Origin of the sequence: Saccharopolyspora elongata (assembly GCF_004348985.1) — a bacterium.
GTDB classification, from domain to species: Bacteria; Actinomycetota; Actinomycetes; order Mycobacteriales; family Pseudonocardiaceae; genus Saccharopolyspora; species Saccharopolyspora elongata.
The window spans coordinates 1-17,195 of record NZ_SMKW01000091.1; the positions used below are offsets into that span (position 1 = coordinate 1).

Below are 17,195 nucleotides of genomic sequence, written 5' to 3' on the forward strand. Positions count from 1 at the left end.
GCCGGGTGGGGGAGGTCGCGGTCGGGAGGTGCGGTCACGCTCCGCGGCGGCGGCCGGACGCGTGGCACCTGCGCGATGCGCTCCCAGGTTCGTTGGCTAGCCTTAATGTCTTGCGTCCCAGCTGCTGAACACCGTGATCGACAGACGTCCTGCCGATCGGGAGCAGCGAGGATCGCGGACAGCTACAGAGTCCATACCGTCAAGCGCTGAACAGCGGAAGAAGGAGCTCAGTACCCGTGATGCGCACGCACGAGGCCGGATCGCTTCGCTCCGGTCATGCCGGGCAGACCGTCACCCTCGCCGGGTGGGTGGCGCGCCGTCGCGATCACGGCGGGGTCATCTTCATCGATCTGCGCGACGCCTCGGGCGTCGCACAGGTCGTCTTCCGCGAAGGCGAGATGGCCGAGCGCGCCCACCGGCTGCGCGCCGAGTTCTGCGTCCGGGTCACCGGCGAGGTGATCCGTCGCCCGGCGGGCAACGAGAACGCGGAGATCGCGACCGGCGAGATCGAGGTGACCGCCACCGAGCTGGAGGTCCTGTCCGAGGCCGCGCCGCTGCCGTTCCCGCTGGACGAGCACCTGGAGGTCGGCGAGGAGGTCCGGCTCAAGCACCGTTACCTGGACCTGCGGCGTGCCGAGCCCGCCCGGATCATGCGGATGCGCAGCGACGTCAACCGGATCGCCCGGGACGTGCTGCACGGTCGCGACTTCGTCGAGGTCGAGACGCCGACGATGACCCGCTCGACGCCGGAGGGCGCCCGGGACTTCCTCGTCCCGGCCCGCCTGCAGCCAGGCAACTGGTACGCGCTGCCGCAGTCGCCGCAGCTGTTCAAGCAGCTGCTGATGGTCGGCGGCCTGGAGCGCTACTTCCAGATCGCGCGCTGCTACCGCGACGAGGACTTCCGCGCCGACCGGCAGCCGGAGTTCACGCAGCTCGACATCGAGATGAGCTTCGTCGAGCAGGACGACGTGATCGAGCTCGGCGAGGCGCTCCTGACCGCGCTGTGGGGCAAGCTGGCCGACCACGAGATCCCGCGCCCGATCCCGCGGATGACCTACGCCGATGCGATGGCGAAGTACGGCACGGACAAGCCGGACCTGCGCTTCGGTCTCGAACTCACCGAGATGACCGAGTACTTCAAGGACACCACGTTCCGGGTGTTCCAGGCGCCCTACGTCGGGGCGGTCGTGATGCCCGGCGGCGCCGACCAGCCGCGGCGGCAGCTCGACGCCTGGCAGGAGTGGGCCAAGCAGCGCGGGCACAAGGGCCTCGCGTACGTGCTCATCGGGGCCGACGGCACGCTGTCCGGCCCGGTTGCGAAGAACCTGTCCGACGCCGAGCGCGAAGGGCTCGCCAAGGCGGTCGGGGCCTCCCCGGGCGACTGCGTGTTCTTCGCGGCCGGTCCGCGCTCGGCGGCCCGCGGCCTGCTGGGCGCGGCGCGGCTGGAGATCGGTGAGCGCTGCGGCCTGATCGACCACGACGCCTGGTCGTTCGTCTGGGTCGTCGACGCCCCGATGTTCGAGCCGGTGGACGAGACCGACGACGTCGCGGTCGGCACCGGTCGGTGGACGGCGGTGCACCACCCGTTCACCTCGCCGAACGCCGACTGGATCGACACCTTCGACCAGGACCCGGAGCACGCGCTGGCCTGGGCGTACGACATCGTCTGCAACGGCAACGAGATCGGCGGCGGCTCGATCCGTATCCACCGCTCCGAGATCCAGGAGCGGGTGTTCGAGCTGCTCGGCATCTCGCAGGACCAGGCGCAGGACAAGTTCGGCTTCCTGCTCGACGCGTTCAAGTTCGGCCCGCCGCCGCACGGCGGCATCGCCTTCGGCTGGGACCGGATCTGCATGCTGCTCGCCGGCGCCGACTCGCTGCGCGATGTCATCGCCTTCCCGAAGAGCGGCGGCGGGTTCGACCCGCTGACCGGCGCGCCGTCGCCGATCACCATCGAGCAGCGCAAGGAGGCCGGGATCGACGCCAAGGCCGCGGCGCAGGTCGGTGACCAGAGCATCTCGGTGTTCCCGCCCGGCGTGGTGGAGAAGCAGGGCTGACCGGAGCGCGGCGGGCACGACGTGCTGCACCTGCGGGTCATCTGCCCGGCCGAGCACACCGATCGGGTGCTCGCCGATGCCCGGTCGCACCCTGGCACGGCGCACCTGGTCGTCGTGCGCGGCGGCGCGCTCGATCCGGCGGGTGATCTCGTCGAGTTCGACGTGGCCCGCGAGGCCGCCGACGACGTGCTCGCCGCGATCGGCGCTTCCGAGCTGGCGGCGGTCGGCGCGGTGACCATCTCCGAGGCGGGCACCATGCTGTCGCAGCGCGCCGAGCGGGCTGAGGAGGCGACTCCCGGCGATGGCGACGACGCGGTGGTCTGGGACGAGCTGATCGCCCGCACCGGCGAGGAATGCCGGCTGAACGCCACGTTCCTGGCGTTCCTCTCCATCGCGTGCGTGCTGGCGGCGGTCGGCGTGGTCACCGACTCGCCGGTGACGATCGTCGGCGCGATGGTGGTCGGCCCCGAGTTCGGGCCGCTGGCCGCCATCGCCGTCGGGCTGGTGTCCCGCCGCTGGCTGCTGGTGCGCCGCGCGTCGGTGGCGCTCGCGGTGGGCTTCCCGGTGGCGATGGTGGTGACCGCGGCGGCCGCGCTGCTCGGCGAGTGGACGGGCCTGATCGACCGGCTCAGCCTGCCCGCCGTCAGCCAGGTGGCGTTCGTGTACCAGGTCGGCTGGTCGTCGCTCATCGTGTCGTTGCTGGCCGGTGCGGCCGGGATGCTGTCGCTGACCTCGGCCAAGTCGGCGGTGCTGGTCGGCGTGTTCATCTCGGTCACGACGGTGCCCGCCGCCGGCTATGCGGTGGTGGCGGCGACGCTCGGCGACTGGGCACAATGCTTCGGCTCGGTCGCGCAGCTCGTGGTCAACCTGGTGGGCATCGTCGTGTCGGCGGCCGCGGTGCTCGTGTTGCGGCGCAGGCGGGCCGGCCTGGCCGACCGGGTGCCGACGCGGGAAATGCGGTGAGGAAGCCCAATCTTCGCCGCCGTGCAACGCCGCCGCAGCTTTGTTCCGTCAGCGTCAGGGAGGCGACTAACGTTCGGCGGAAAGTCGAGGGTGGGAGCGTGTTGAGCCCAGGTGAACACGCTGCGGTTACGGGTGTTGACCGGTTGTGTGTCACTTGACCGGTAATGCCCTATCAGGTTCATGTTGTGGGGGTAGTGTCTGGAGACGATGAGCGTGGAGATCACCACCGGTCCCCCGGAGGTTCGCGTCCCGGTCAGCGCCGAGGCGACCGATACCGTAGGGACCGCGGAAGCCGTGCTGAGCAAGCGGACTGGAGCAACTGTCCGGCTTGCCGATGCGGAGGATCTCGGCGGCAGCGACCGCTCCGTCGTGATGCGGGTCCGGATCGCCGAATCGCCGTTCGAGCTGCCCCGCACCGTCGTGGTCAAGCACTACGGCGAGTGCCCGGAGGAAGCCCGGTCTGACCCGTTCGCGCACGAGGCGGCGAGCTGCCAGCTGACCACCGCGCTGCCGCCCGAGGCCCGGATCGGCCCCGAACTCATCGCGCACGACGCCGCCGAACGTCTGCTGGTGCTGGAGGACCTGGGCCGCGGCTCCACCCTGGCCGACGTGCTGTTCGCCGACGATCCGCGGATGGCGGAGCGGGCGCTGCTGGCGTGGGCGCGGGCGCTGGGCCGCCTGCACAGCACCACGGCGGGGTGCGAGGCGGACTTCGACGCGCTGATGCGCCGGCTGGGCGCGAGGTCGTGGACCGATCCGGTCGCCGACGACATCACGCGATCGGTGGGCGAGCTGCCGGAGCTGCTGTCGCAGACCCTCGGCGTGGACACCCCACCGCGGATGGTCCAGCGGCTGACCGGCGCCTCCGAACTGCTGGAGTCGAGCCGGTACCGGTCGTTCAGCCCGTCGGACATCTGCCCGGACAACAGCCTCGTGACGGGCAGCGGCGTGCGGTTCATGGACTTCGAGTGGGGCTGCGTGCGCGATGTCGCGATGGACGCCGCCTACCTGCAGTACCCGTTCCCGTCGTCGTGGTGCTCCTACGCGCTGCCGGACAACCTGGCGGAGAGCATGTTGTCGACGTGGCGTTCGGAGATCGTCGAGGTCTGGCCGGAGCTGGACGACGACGAGGTGCTGATGCCCCGGCTGTTCAACGCCCAGCTGCTGTGGGTGTGGGTGTCGACCTGGTGGTTCCTGCCGCGGACCGGCGAGACCGACCGGCCGATCGACCTGCACATGCCTTCGCCGCGCCGCAGCACCGCGCTGGTGGACCGGTGGCGGCACCTGCGCTCGGATGCGGAGAAGGCCGACATGGCCGACATCGCGGAGTTCGCGGACCGGGTGATCGACGCGCTGGTGGACCGCTTCGGGGCCGGCGCGCTGCACCTGCAGCCGTACCCGGCGTTCCGCACGGCGTAGACACACCGGCCGGAAGCCGTTGAGGGACCACCCGTCCCGTGGTTGGATGCATATACGGGTTTTTGCATGATATGCATCGGGAGGCCGTGGCGTGAGTTCCGTCGAGTCGGAGATCGAGCGGGCGGCCGTCGCAACCTGGCCCGCTTCGACGGTCGAGCACGCCGACGGCTGGGTGCTGAGGCACTGCGGGCTGCTGAACCGCAAGCGCTCGAACTCGGCACTGCCACCGGAGGTCGTGCCGGATCCCGATGCCGCGGTCGAACGGGTGGAGAAGTTCTACGCGGCGCGGGAGGCGGCGCCGATCGTGCAGGTCAGTCCGCTGGACCGGCACGCCGAGCTGGACGCGTTCCTGGCCGGCCGGGGCTATCGCGTGGTCGGCCGCACGTCGGCAATGTTCGCCGACTGCGATCGGGTGCTCGGCGCGCCGCAGGACTTCGAGGTGCGGCTGGAGCCCGGTCCGCAGCCGTCCTGGCTCGTCGCCGCCGAGGTGGTGGGCCGCAAGCCGGAACCGAGCCTGGATCGCATCTCGCAGCCGGTGCGGTTCGCCATCGCGCTGCGCGACGGCGTCCCGATCGGCGTCGGGACGTTCGCCGTCTCGTCGGACTGGTGCGGGATCTACGGCATGGCCACGAGTCCCGACTGGCGGCGTCGCGGCGTCGCCGGCGCGGTGCTGCGCGCGGGCGCGCGGTGGGCATCCGGCGCGGGGGCGACGCGGCTGTTCCTCCAGGTGGAGGACGACAATCCCGGAGCGCGGTCGTGCTACGAAGCGCTGGGCTTCATCCCCTCGCACGGCTACCACTATCGGGTCCGCTAAACTTTCCTGTTTCCGGCGCGTTGCGTGGGCGAATATATTTCAGGTTTCAAGCTAGCTCGATGCGGTAATTCTGATCACATCTCGAGTACTTTGCGTAGTGAACATCGTTTACGCAACGCAGTGACGGGCCTCCTGTCCACCCGGCATACGGGTGAATTACCAGGTCGAACCGAGTTGTATTAGAACATCTTCATTTGTTTCCCGGCCGACTCCACCGGATCTGCGACTTGCGCGTGCACCGCAGTTGTCGGATACCTTGAGTTCAGCGTTTCGCTACTTCTCCCCGCTACCGTCGATGCCGCCGGATGGGGATCGGCTGCTCTATTACGGGAGGCATTCGTGCGCGGCATGGCGTGGCAGATCACGAGGGCGGGCTTGTTCCTGCTCTTCGCGGTCCTGCTCGCCGTGCTGGGTCCGCTGAGCGCCGAAGCCGGCCCGCAACTGCGCACCGGACCTGCGGAAACGAAGTCCGAGACCAGTGAGCACCGGGACAGCGAGAAGCTGCGCGAACGGATGCCGGGAATCGCGCTGCACCGCCGCAGCTTCGAACGGCGGGAAGACCGCCGCCCCCTGTTGCCGCGCAGCTTGCAGGGCACCCCGCGCGTCGAAAATCAGGCAGCGGCCGAGCGGTTCCCAAATGCTGGGAGCAAACCGCACCCTGCATATGCCAAGCTCAAACATTCTCCCGCCACGCTCCAGGTCATCCGCCACTGATCGGCGGCTCGCGACGTATTCCGAGCCGACGACCAGGAGAGACGACAATGAGCTTCGAACATTTCGTGCGACACGCTCGGCGACACCCGAGCATGCTTTCCGCTGACCGCCGCCAGCAGCTCGCCGCAGGTCAGAAACCGGCCGCGCTGTTCATCGGTTGCTCCGATTCGCGGGTGGTCCCATCGCAGATCACCGGTGCCGAGCCGGGCAATCTGTTCGAACTGCGGACCGCGGGCAATGTGGTCCCGAAATACGCGCCGGATTCGGCGTCCAGCGAAATGGCCACCATCGAGTACGCCGTGCTGCAGCTGCGCGTGCCGGAGATCATCGTCTGCGGGCACTCGCACTGCGGTGCCGTGACGGCGTTGACCCTGGCCGGGCGCGGCCTGGAAGAGCTGCCGGCGCTGCGGGGCTGGCTCGGCACCGACGGCCTGAACGGCGTCGAGCCGGACGATCCGAGCGTGCGCGCCGAGAGCAAGCGGCACATCCACGCGCAGCTGCAGACGCTGCGCGAATACCCGTTCATCCAGGACCGGATCGCCGCCGGCGAGCTGCGACTGCACGGCTGGTTCTACGAGATCGACACCGGCCTCGTCTTCGCCTGCCCGCAGACGCCAGAAGAAACCGACTTCCTGCCGCTCTAACACCGTCCACCGGGTCGACGCCCGCACCGCCAGGTGCGCGGCGCGATACCCGTTTCCCGCATTTCGACCTGCCCTGGAGGGCATCGTGATATCTCGACTCGAAACGCCTCGCCCGGCGCGCCGGAGGCTCGGCGCGCCGCGCTGGCCGAAGGCCACCTTCGGCGCCGACCTGGGGGCCTCGCTGGTGGTGTTCCTGGTGGCGGTGCCGCTGTGCGTCGGCGTGGCCGTCGCCTCCGGCGTTCCCGCCGAACTGGGCATCGTCACCGGCATCATCGGTGGGCTCGTGGTCGGTCTGCTGCCCGGCAGCACGATGCAGGTGAGCGGCCCCGCCGCGGGCCTGACGGTGCTGGTGGCCTCGGCGGTGGACCAGCACGGGCTGGCCGCGCTCGGCGTGATCGTGCTCGGCGCCGGCGTGGTGCAGATCCTGCTGGGCATCTCCCGGCTCGGCACCTGGTTCCGCGCCATCTCGCCATCGGTGGTCCAGGGGATGCTCGCCGGCATCGGGCTGGTGCTCATCCTCGGCCAGATCTACCCGGTGGGCGGGCTCGCGCAGCCCGAATCCACCTGGACGAAGTTCTCCGGCATCCCGGACCTGCTGGTCGCGATGGTGACCACCCCGGAGGGCATCAGCGGGCTGGTGCTGGCCGTGCTGGCGCTGGGGATCATGGCCGGCTGGAAGAAGGTGCCCGGGCCGCTGCGGCTGGTGCCGGGCGCGCTGCTGGCCGTCTTGGTGACCAGCGTCCTGGCGCTGGTGTTCGCGATGCCGGTGCAGAAGGTGGAGGTCGGTTCGCTGCTCGCGGCGTTGAACGTGCCGACCGCCGAGGCCTGGGGCGAGCTGGTCACGCCCGCCGTGCTCGGCTCGATCCTGACGTTCGCGCTGATCGCCTCGGCGGAAAGCCTGTTCAGCGCCGCCGCCGTGGACCGCATGCACGACGCCCCGAAGACCCAGTACAACAAGGAGCTCGTCGCGCAGGGCGCGGGCAACGCGCTCTGCGGTCTGCTCGGGGCGTTGCCGATGACCGCGGTGATCGTGCGCAGCGCCACGAACGTGCAGGCCGGCGCCAAGACCAAGCTCTCCCGCGTCCTCCACGGGTTCTGGCTGCTGCTGTTCGTGGTGCTGCTGCCGGGCGTGCTGGCCTTCATCCCGACGGCGGTGCTCGCGGCGCTGCTGATCCAGGCCGGCTGGAAGCTGCTGGAGCTGCGGCAGGTCGTCGCGCTGGTTCGGGAACACCGCTCCGAGGCGTTCGTGCTGGTGCTGACCGCGGGCATGATCGTGGCCACGGACCTCCTGATCGGGACCCTCACCGGACTCGCGGTCGCCATCGTCAAGACCGCGGTAGAGGTGTCCCGGCTGTCGGTGCGCGCCGAGCACGGCGACGAGCACGTGCGGGTCGAACTGGGGGGCAACGCGACGTTCCTGCGGCTGCCGCGGCTGCTGGACCACCTCGAACAGCTGCCGACGGGCAAGCACGTGCACCTGGACCTGACGATGGTCCGGCACCTCGACCGCGCTTGCCACCAGGCCGTCGAGCACTGGGCGGCACAGCGCCGCCGAGGCGACTGCACCGTCGAGGTGGCGCTCCCCGCCCGCGTGGGCTGAGCGCCGCCGGCTGTTTTGGATGTGGCGGGGTAGCGGGTCATACGTGTGTCGGGGATCCCACAGCGAGAAGGCGACCGTAATTCCCGCAGGGGGCCGCCACCCGCACCGCCACGCAAAACGAGTTCTCCAACAAGAAGGCCGCGCCTCCTCGCGGGTGGAGTGGTCGGTGGTGCCCGGTAGCGTCGGGGTGTGAGCGAGGGCTTGTTCGACGAAGGGCTGTTCGGCGCCGACACCGAGATGCGCGCGGGCGAGAAGCTGGCCGAGAACGCGCCGTTGGCGGTGCGGATGCGGCCCCGCTCGCTGGACGAGGTCGTGGGCCAGCAGCACCTGCTGGGGGCCGGGGCCCCGCTGCGTCGCCTGGTGGAAGGCGCGGCACCGGCATCGGTGCTGCTCTACGGGCCGCCGGGCACTGGCAAGACCACGCTCGCCAACCTCGTCTCGCTGGCCACCGGCCGCCGGTTCGCGGCGCTTTCCGCGCTGTCCTCCGGCGTCAAGGAGGTGCGCGCGGTCATCGAGGAGGCGCGCCGTCGGCTCGGCCGCTCGGGCGAGGCGACGGTGCTCTTCATCGACGAGGTGCACCGGTTTTCCAAGACCCAGCAGGACGCGCTGCTGGGCGCGGTCGAGGACCGCACCGTGCTGCTGGTGGCGGCCACCACGGAGAATCCCCACTTCTCCGTGGTGGCCCCGCTGCTGTCGCGCTCGCTGGTGCTGCAGCTGCGCAGCCTGGAGGAAGACGACATCCGGACGCTGCTGCGCCGGGCGGTTGGCGAGGAGCGCGGCCTGGGAGGGGCCTTGCGCCTGGAAGAGGACGCCGAGGCGCACTTGGTCGCGCTCGCCGGCGGCGACGCGCGGCGGGCGCTGACCGCGCTCGAAGCGGCGGCGGAGTCGGCGACCTCGACCGGCGCGGACGCCATCGACCTGGCGACGGTCGAGGCCACCGTGAACCGCGCCGCGGTGCTCTACGACCGGGGCGGCGACCAGCACTACGACGTGGCGAGCGCGTTCATCAAGTCCATCCGCGGGTCCGATGTGGATGCCGCGCTGCACTACCTGGCCCGGATGGTGGAGGCGGGGGAGGACCCGCGGTTCATCGCCCGCCGGCTCGTCGTGCACGCCAGCGAGGACATCGGCATGGCCGACCCGACCGCGCTGCAGGCCGCCGTCGCGGCGGCGCACGCGGTGCAGTTCATCGGGATGCCCGAGGGGCGGATCGCGTTGGCGCAGGCCACGATCCACCTCGCCACCGCGCCGAAGTCGAACGCGGTGATCATGGCGATCGACGAGGCGCTGGGCGACGTCCGGGCGGGCAAGGCCGGCCCGGTGCCGCCGCACCTGCGCGACGGGCATTACGCCGGGGCGGAGAAGCTCGGCAACGCCAAGGGCTACCAGTACCCGCACAACAAGCCGGAAGGCGTGCTCGCCCAGCAGTACCCGCCCCGCGAGCTGGTGGGCCGCGACTACTACCAGCCGACCGGCCGCGGCGCGGAGCGCACGCTCAGCGACCGGGTCCCGAAGCTCCGCAGCATCATCCGCGGCGAGGACTGAGCCGGTGGCTCGCGGTTTCGACCGAACCTCGGCCCGCCGGTCACCTGGAGTCCGCAGTTTCAATTGAAACTGCGAGCGGGGACCGTGGGGATGGTGGCGGTCGACCGGTGAGCCCGGGGCGGGGCGGCAGGTAGATTCCGGCGAGGTTCTCGTCGCGAGGAGGTCGTTGTGGACAAGCGGATCGTGGTCAGCCGGGTTGTTCCGGAGTCCGCATTGGACGTGCTGCGCGAGGTCGGCGACGTGCACGTCTGCCCGCAGGACCGGCCGCTGACCGCGCCCGAGCTGCGCGAGGCGGTGCGCGGCGCGCACGCGATCGTCACGATGCTGCACGACAAGGTCGACGCCGAGCTGGTCGAAGCCGCCGGCCCGCAGCTGGAAGTGGTCGCCAACGTGGCGGTCGGCTACGACAACGTCGACGTCCCGGCCGTGACCGGGCGCGGCGTCACCGTCACCAACACGCCCGGCGTGCTCGTCGACGCGACCGCCGACCTGACCATCGGGCTGCTGCTGATGGCGACCCGGCGTCTCGGCGAGGGCGAGCGGCTGCTCCGGTCGCGCCGGCCGTGGACCTTCCACCTCGGCTTCATGCTCGGCGCCGGGTTGCAGGGCAAGACGCTCGGCATCGTCGGGCTCGGCGACATCGGGCAGGCCGTGGCGCGGCGGGCCCGCGCGTTCGGGATGGACATCGCCTACACCGGCCGGCGTCGTGTCGCCGCGGACGTGGAGGCCGAACTCGACGCCCGTTTCCTGACCAAGGACGAGCTGCTGCGCACCGCCGACGTGGTGTCCCTGCACTGCCCGCTGACCGAGCAGACCCGGCACCTCATCGACGAGGCGGCGCTCGCGGCCATGAAGCCGACCGCGTTCCTGATCAACACCAGTCGCGGCCCGGTGGTCGACGAGGGCGCGCTGGCGAAGGCCCTCCACGAGCAGCGGATCGGCGGTGCGGCCCTCGACGTCTTCGAGCGCGAACCCGAGGTGGAGCCCGCGCTGCTCGACCTCGACAACGTCGTGGTGGTGCCGCACCTGGGATCGGCGACCACCGAGACGCGAACCGCGATGGCCGAGCTCGCCGCCCGCAACGCCGCCGCGGTCGTCACCGGCCGGGAACCGCTCAACCCGGTCCGCCCGTAACACGATCGGTTCGGGATGCGCGCCCTTCGCCGAATTGTTCGGTGAAGGGCGCCGCTCGTTTCGCCGATCGGATCCCAGGTCGGGAGCCCCGGCCGGGCGGGCGCGCCGCCCGGCGGTGCCCGCCCGCGGGCCGGGCCGACCGGGTGCGGGAGTGAGGATCGGGGCCGGTAACCTGACGCACGATCAACGGACCGGGCCGAGAGCTCGGTCCCACCGAATGACGTGGACATACGGGAGGGCACGTGACGCCCACGCAGATCGCCGCGCTGATCGCCGCCGGAGCGTTCGTGCTGCTGGTCGTGCTGCTGGCGATCCCGCTGATCAAGCTCGGCCGCACGCTGGACGAGGCGACCATCGCGATCCGCAAGGCGCACGAGAACTCCGATCCGCTGTTCACCGGGGCGAACTCGACCATCACGCACGTCAACACCCAGCTGGAGCGCGTCGACGGGATCACCGCCAACGCCAAGACGATCAGCGGCAACGTCTCGGCGTTGTCTTCGCTGTTCACGGCTACACTGGGTGGCCCGTTGGTGAAGACGGCGGCGTTCTCCTACGGGGTCAGCAAGGCGCTGCGGGCCCGCCGGAAGCGGCGGCAGGAGCCCGCTGGCCGGCACTTCCGCCGCAAGGGCAAAGGGGGGCGCAAGTGAGGCGCCTGTTCTGGTTCGGCGCCGGCGTCGCGGCCGGGGTCGCGGTGGCGCGCAAGCTCAACGAGACCGCCCGCAAGGCGACTCCGAGCGGCATGGCAGAGCAGCTGGGCGGCGCGGTCCGCGAGCTGGCCGGAGCCGTCGGCTCGTTCGGCGCCGAGGTGCGCGCGGGAATGCAGGAGCGGGAGCAGGAGCTGCACGACGTCGTCGAGCGCGGCAGCGTCGTCGACACGGTGCAGTTCCGCCGGATCGACGCCCCGATCGCCGACGAGGGCGCGGCCGGCGGCCGGCGAGCTCGCCGGGCGGGCCGCTGACGCCGGCGCCGAAGCGCCGCCAGCCGTCCGCCGGTACCCCAAGCCGACTCCGTCACCCGAGTTCCGAGGACCCACCGTGCAGACCCACGAGATCAACAATCGGTTCACCGAGCACTTCCGCGGCCGCGGCCACACCGTGGTGCCCAGCGCGTCGCTGATCCTGGACGACCCGACGCTGCTGTTCGTCAACGCCGGGATGGTGCAGTTCAAGCCCTACTTCCTGGGTGAGGCGCCGGCCCCGTACCCGCGGGCCACCAGCATCCAGAAGTGCGTGCGCACCGGCGACATCGACGAGGTCGGCAAGACGACCCGGCACAACACGTTCTTCCAGATGGCGGGCAACTTCTCCTTCGGCGACTACTTCAAAGAAGGCGCCATGGGCTACGCCTGGGAGCTGCTCACCAAGTCCCAGGCCGACGGCGGCTACGGCTTCGACCCGGAGCGGCTGTGGGTGACCGTCTACGAGAAGGACGACGAGGCGGCCCATCTGTGGCAGAAGGTCGCCGGCGTGCCCGCCGAGCGGATCCAGACCCGCGACGGCAAGGACAACTACTGGGACATGGGCGTGCCCGGTCCCGGCGGCCCGTGCTCGGAGATCTACTACGACCGCGGCCCGAAGTACGGCCGCGAGGGCGGCCCGGTCGCCGACGAGGACCGCTACATCGAGATCTGGAACCTGGTGTTCATGCAGGACATCAGGGGTGAGCAGTCGCCGAAGCTGGGGCACCCGCCGATCGGCACGCTGCCGACCAAGAACATCGACACCGGCATGGGCGTCGAGCGGGTGGCGTGCCTGCTGCAGGGCGTGGAGAACGTCTACGAGACCGACCTGGTCCGCCCGGTGATCGCCAAGGCCGAGGAGCTCTCCGGCCGCCGCTACGGCGCGAACCACGAGGACGACGTGCGGTTCCGCGTCATCGCCGACCACGCCCGCTCCGGCGTGATGCTGGTCGGCGACGGCGTCACCCCCGGCAACGAGGCCCGCGGCTACGTGCTGCGGCGGCTGCTGCGCCGGATCATCCGCTCCACCCGCCTGCTGGGCGTGCAGGAGCCGGTGCTCGGCGAGTTCAGCAAGATCGTGCGCGACGCGATGGCGCCGAGCTACCCGGAGCTGGTCACCGAGTTCGACCGCATCGACTCGGTGATGCGCAACGAGGAAGAAGCCTTCCTGACCACCCTGACGGCGGGTTCGAAGATCTTCGACGTCGCGGTGGCCGAGACCAAGAAGGCCGGCGGCAAGCAGCTGGCCGGCGAGCAGGCCTTCCAGCTGCACGACACCTACGGCTTCCCGATCGACCTGACGCTGGAGATGGCCTCCGAGCAGGGCCTGACCGTCGATGAGCAGGGCTTCCGGAACCTGATGGCCGAGCAGCGCCGCCGGGCCAAGGAGGACGCCAAGGCGCGCAAGACCGGCCACGGCGACCTGTCGACCTACCGGACGCTGCTGGACCAGCACGGCACCACCGAGTTCATCGGCTACACCGACCTGCAGTCGCACAGCCGGGTGCTGGGCCTGCTGGTCGACGGGCAGCCGGCGAAGTCCGCCGCCGCGGGCACCGAGGTCGAGCTGGTCCTGGACCGCACCCCGTTCTACGCCGAGGGCGGTGGCCAGATCGCCGACACCGGCCGGTTGGTCGGTCCCGGTGTGGCCGTCGAGGTGCACGACGTGCAGCGCGCGGTCCCGGGCCTGTTCGTGCACCGCGCCAAGGTCGTCGAGGGCGAGCTCGGCGTGGACACCTCGCTGGAGGCCGCCGTCGACGTCGCGCGGCGCCACGCGATCGAGCGGTCGCACTCCGCCACCCACCTCGTGCACGCGGCGGTGCGCAGCGCCTACGGCAAGCGCGCCGCGCAGGCCGGTTCGCTGAACTCGCCCGGCCGGATGCGCTTCGACTTCACCGCCCCGTCCGCGGTGTCGGCCGGCGTCCTCACCTGGGTCGAGGAAGAGGTCAACGACTACCTGCAGAGCGACGTCGAGGTGCAGGCCTACACCACGACGATGGACCGGGCCATGGAGCTCGGCGCCGTCGCGCTGTTCGGCGAGAAGTACGGCGACCAGGTCCGCGTCGTCGACATGGGCGACTACTCCCGCGAGCTGTGCGGCGGTACCCACGTGCCGAGCATCGCCCGCCTCGGCGTGGTCAAGCTGGTCGCCGACTCCTCCGTGGGTTCCGGCGTGCACCGCGTCGAAGCGCTGGTCGGCATGGACGCGATGCGCCACATCAGCAAGGAGCACCTGCTGGTCAGCCAGCTCGCCGAGCAGTTCAAGGTGCCGGCCGACGAGCTGCCGGAGCGCATCCAGGGCGTGGTGTCCCGGCTGCGCAGCGCGGAGAAGGAGCTGCACCAGCTGCGCATCGCGCAGGTCCTGCAGTCCGCGGGTGAGCTCGCCGACAAGGGCACCGACGTGCACGGCGTGACGCTGGTGGCAGAGCAGGTGCCGGACGGTGTGGACGGCAACGCGCTGCGCGCGCTGGCCGGTGAGATCCGCGGCCGGCTCGGCTCCCGCCCGTCCGTGGTGGCGCTGTTCTCCGCCGAAGAGGGCAAGGTCAGCTTCGTGGTCGGCGCCAACGACGCCGCGCGGGACAAGGGCATCGCGGCGGGCAAGCTGGTGCCCGGCTTCGCGGCCGAGGTCGGCGGGCGCGGCGGCGGCAAGCCGGACATGGCGCAGGGCGGCGGCACGAACCCCGCCGGCATCACCGCGGCGATCGCGGCGCTGCGCACGGCCCTGGACCAGGTGGTGGCTGGCGGGTGACCGAACACCGGCAGGCGGACCCCGGACCGGGACGTCGGCTCGGCGTCGACGTGGGTGCGGTCCGGGTCGGTGTCGCGCTCAGCGACCCCGCCCCGATGCTGGCGACCCCGCTGGTCACCTTGCGGCGGGATGCCGACGGCGACACCGATCTCGCGCAGCTGGCCGAGCTCGTCGCCGAACACGAGGTGGTGGAAGTCGTGGTCGGCCTGCCCAAGACGCTGGCAGGCCGGCACGGAACCGCGGCGGAGACGGCGCAGTCCTACGGGGCGGCGCTCGCGGAGCGGATCGCGCCGGTGCCGGTGCGGTTCGCCGACGAGCGGCTGACCACCGTGACAGCCAGCCGGATGCTGTCGCAACGCGGGGTGCGGGGGAAGAAGCAGCGAGCCGTGGTCGACCAGGCGGCCGCGGTGGAGATCTTGCAGGCGTTCCTGGACAGTCGGGGGAAGACACGAGAGGACCTTTCGTGACCGACGATCTCGGATTGTTCGCGGACGAGCCCGACGAGCGGCAGCGACGCGCCCCCGACCCGGAGCGGTTCCGCCGTCGCAAGCGGCGCCGCCTGGTGACCGCGTTGGCCAGCCTGTTCGTGCTGGTGCTGGTCGGTTTCGGCGTGCTGTACGCCACTAGCCAGCTGATGCAGATCGGTTCCTACGAGGACTACGCGGGCGAAGGCACCGGTGACGTCGTCATCGAGATCAAGGCCGGGGAGACCGTCAGCGCCATCGGCCGGAACCTCGCCGAGAAGGACGTGGTGGCCAGCACCAAGGCGTTCACCAAGGCCGCCGAGCCCAACCGGCAGATCAACAGCATCCAGCCGGGCTACTACCTGATGCGCAACAAGATGTCCGGCGAGGCCGCCGTGGCGCACATCCTGTCGCCGGCGGCGAAGGTCGGCCGGGTGGACATCCGCGCCGGCATGCGGCTGGAGGACCAGCTGGCGCCCGACAACGGCCACACGCCGGGCGTCCTGACCAAGCTCGCCGAAGCCACCTGCGCCGGGGCCAACCCCAACTGCATCACCTCCGAGGAGATGCACCGGGTCGCCGCGACCGCCGACCTGGCGTCGCTCGGCGTGCCGCAGTGGGCGATCGCCGACGCCTCCAAGGCCGAGCCGAAGCGCCGGCTGGAAGGCCTGATCATGCCCGGCCTCTACGACGTGAAGCCCGGCGAGACCGCGGAGAACGTGCTGCGCGACGTGGTCACCCGGTCCGCGGCGGCGCTCGAGGTCGCCGGACTGCCGAAGGCCGCCGAGGGCAGCCGCTACAGCCCGTACGAGCTGCTCAAGATCGCGTCGCTGGTGCAGAGCGAAGGCATCACCAAGGACTTCGGGCAGATCTCGCGGGTGATCCACAACCGGCTCGCGCCGCCCGCGATGCACCTCGGGCTGGACTCCACGATCAACTACCCGCTGGACAAGCCGTCGCTGCTGACCAGGCCGGAGGACCGGGAACTGCCGGGCGCGTACAACACGTACAAGAACTACGGCCTGCCGCCGACGCCGATCTCGGCGGTCAGCAAGGAAGCGGTCCAGGCGGCGGAAACGCCCGCCGACGGCACCTGGAAGTACTTCGTCAAGTGCTACCCGGACGGCACCTCCTGCTTCGCCAACACGCCGCAGGAGCACCAGGCCTACATCGACGAGGCGCGGGCCCGTGGCGCGTTCTGAGCCGCGGCGGGCAGCGGTGCTCGGTTCACCGATCGAGCACTCGCTGTCCCCGGTGCTGCACGGCGCCGCGTACGCCGCGCTCGGCCTGGACGGCTGGACCTACGAGCGGGTGGAGGCCGACGCCGACGGGCTCGTCGAGTTCGTCGCCGGGCTCGGCCCCGAGTGGGCCGGGCTGTCGGTGACCATGCCCGGCAAACGAGCGGCGCTGGGCGTCGCGGGCGAGGTCAGCGAGCGGGCGGCGGCGGTCGGAGCGGCGAACACCCTGGTGCACCGGCCCGACGGCAGCTGGGCCGCGGACTGCACCGACGTCGACGGAGTCGTCGGGGCGCTGCGCAGTGCGGGCGGATTCACCACCGGCCACAGCGGGCTGGTCCTGGGAGCCGGCGGCACCGCCGCCGCGGCCCTGGCCGCGCTCGCGGAGCTCGGGCTGAGCGAAGCGACGCTCGCGGTGCGCGAGCCCGCGCGAGCGCGCGACGCGGCCGAGACCGCGGAGCGGGTCGGGCTGCGGGTGCGCGTGGAGCGGCTGGACCGCGTCGCGCTCGCGGACGCCGCGGCAGCGGCGGACGTCGTGGTGTCGACGCTCCCGGCAGGGGCGTTGGACGCGCAAGCGGCGGAGCTGGCGAAGGCCGCGTGCGTGCTGGACGTCGTCTACCACCCGTGGCCGACGCCGCTGGCCGCCGCGGTCACCGCGGCCGGCGGGCGGATCGCCACCGGGCTGGACATGCTGCTGCACCAGGCCTTCGGGCAGGTCGAGCAGTTCACCGGGCGCCCGGCGCCCCGCGAGGCCATGCGCGATGCCCTCGCCGCCGCCACCGGCGGCGAACTCCCACTCCCGCTCTGACCGCAATTTCAATGGAAATTGGACCTTCGATTTCCATTGAAATTGCGTGAGTTGTCCACAGGTGTCGGTGTGTCGTGCCCTGACACGC

Annotated in this window: 15 protein-coding genes; all 15 read left to right on the forward strand. The window is 71.1% G+C overall.

Annotation, left to right across the window (positions count from 1 at the left end; all coding sequences use genetic code 11):
* Positions 1-236: 236 nt before the first annotated feature.
* The 15 genes from aspS (at position 237) to E1288_RS39745 (ending at position 17,107) form a co-directional block, all read left to right on the forward strand.
* Complete coding sequence (gene aspS / locus E1288_RS39675) at positions 237-2,057, forward strand: aspartate--tRNA ligase (RefSeq protein WP_132493832.1); 1,821 nt, start codon at positions 237-239, stop codon at positions 2,055-2,057.
* Between the two features lie 21 nt (positions 2,058-2,078).
* Positions 2,079-3,020 (forward strand): DUF389 domain-containing protein, encoded by a 942-nt coding sequence (locus E1288_RS39680; protein ID WP_132493833.1) that lies wholly within the window; start codon positions 2,079-2,081, stop codon positions 3,018-3,020.
* Between the two features lie 207 nt (positions 3,021-3,227).
* Positions 3,228-4,439 carry a phosphotransferase gene (locus E1288_RS39685; RefSeq protein WP_132493834.1) on the forward strand — a complete coding sequence of 404 codons (1,212 nt, stop codon included), beginning with the start codon at positions 3,228-3,230 and terminating at the stop codon, positions 4,437-4,439.
* 91 nt (positions 4,440-4,530) lie between these two features.
* Entirely contained in the window at positions 4,531-5,253 is a 723-nt protein-coding gene (locus E1288_RS39690) for a GNAT family N-acetyltransferase (protein ID WP_132493835.1), read from the forward strand.
* A gap of 339 nt (positions 5,254-5,592) precedes the next feature.
* Positions 5,593-5,967: a hypothetical protein gene (locus E1288_RS39695; RefSeq protein WP_132493836.1), complete on the forward strand. Its 375-nt coding sequence runs from the start codon at positions 5,593-5,595 to the stop codon at positions 5,965-5,967.
* Positions 5,968-6,014: 47 nt separating this feature from the next.
* Positions 6,015-6,611 (forward strand): carbonic anhydrase, encoded by a 597-nt coding sequence (locus tag E1288_RS39700; RefSeq protein ID WP_132493837.1) that lies wholly within the window; start codon positions 6,015-6,017, stop codon positions 6,609-6,611.
* Between the two features lie 85 nt (positions 6,612-6,696).
* Entirely contained in the window at positions 6,697-8,211 is a 1,515-nt protein-coding gene (locus tag E1288_RS39705; RefSeq protein ID WP_132493838.1) for a SulP family inorganic anion transporter, read from the forward strand.
* A 189-nt stretch (positions 8,212-8,400) separates the two neighbouring features.
* Positions 8,401-9,756, forward strand: a complete 1,356-nt coding sequence (locus E1288_RS39710) for a replication-associated recombination protein A (protein WP_132493839.1) — start codon at positions 8,401-8,403, stop codon at positions 9,754-9,756.
* 168 nt (positions 9,757-9,924) lie between these two features.
* Positions 9,925-10,890, forward strand: coding sequence for a 2-hydroxyacid dehydrogenase (locus E1288_RS39715; protein ID WP_132493840.1), 966 nt, complete (start codon positions 9,925-9,927; stop codon positions 10,888-10,890).
* 242 nt (positions 10,891-11,132) lie between these two features.
* The gene (locus E1288_RS39720) at positions 11,133-11,540 is read left to right on the forward strand and encodes a DUF948 domain-containing protein (protein ID WP_010311092.1); all 408 of its coding nucleotides are present in this window, start codon (positions 11,133-11,135) and stop codon (positions 11,538-11,540) included.
* Positions 11,537-11,851, forward strand: coding sequence for a hypothetical protein (locus E1288_RS39725; protein WP_132493841.1), 315 nt, complete (start codon positions 11,537-11,539; stop codon positions 11,849-11,851). The genes E1288_RS39720 and E1288_RS39725 overlap by 4 nt, the downstream gene beginning before the upstream one ends.
* A 76-nt stretch (positions 11,852-11,927) precedes the next feature.
* Positions 11,928-14,600, forward strand: coding sequence for an alanine--tRNA ligase (gene alaS / locus E1288_RS39730; protein WP_132493842.1), 2,673 nt, complete (start codon positions 11,928-11,930; stop codon positions 14,598-14,600).
* A complete protein-coding gene (gene ruvX, locus E1288_RS39735) occupies positions 14,597-15,067 on the forward strand; it encodes a Holliday junction resolvase RuvX (protein ID WP_132493843.1) in 471 nt (156 codons plus the stop codon). Before alaS ends, ruvX begins: the two co-directional genes overlap by 4 nt.
* Entirely contained in the window at positions 15,064-16,266 is a 1,203-nt protein-coding gene (gene mltG / locus E1288_RS39740) for an endolytic transglycosylase MltG (protein WP_165968507.1), read from the forward strand. The genes ruvX and mltG overlap by 4 nt, the downstream gene beginning before the upstream one ends.
* Positions 16,253-17,107 carry a shikimate dehydrogenase gene (locus E1288_RS39745; protein ID WP_132493844.1) on the forward strand — a complete coding sequence of 285 codons (855 nt, stop codon included), beginning with the start codon at positions 16,253-16,255 and terminating at the stop codon, positions 17,105-17,107. The genes mltG and E1288_RS39745 overlap by 14 nt, the downstream gene beginning before the upstream one ends.
* Positions 17,108-17,195: the final 88 nt, after the last annotated feature.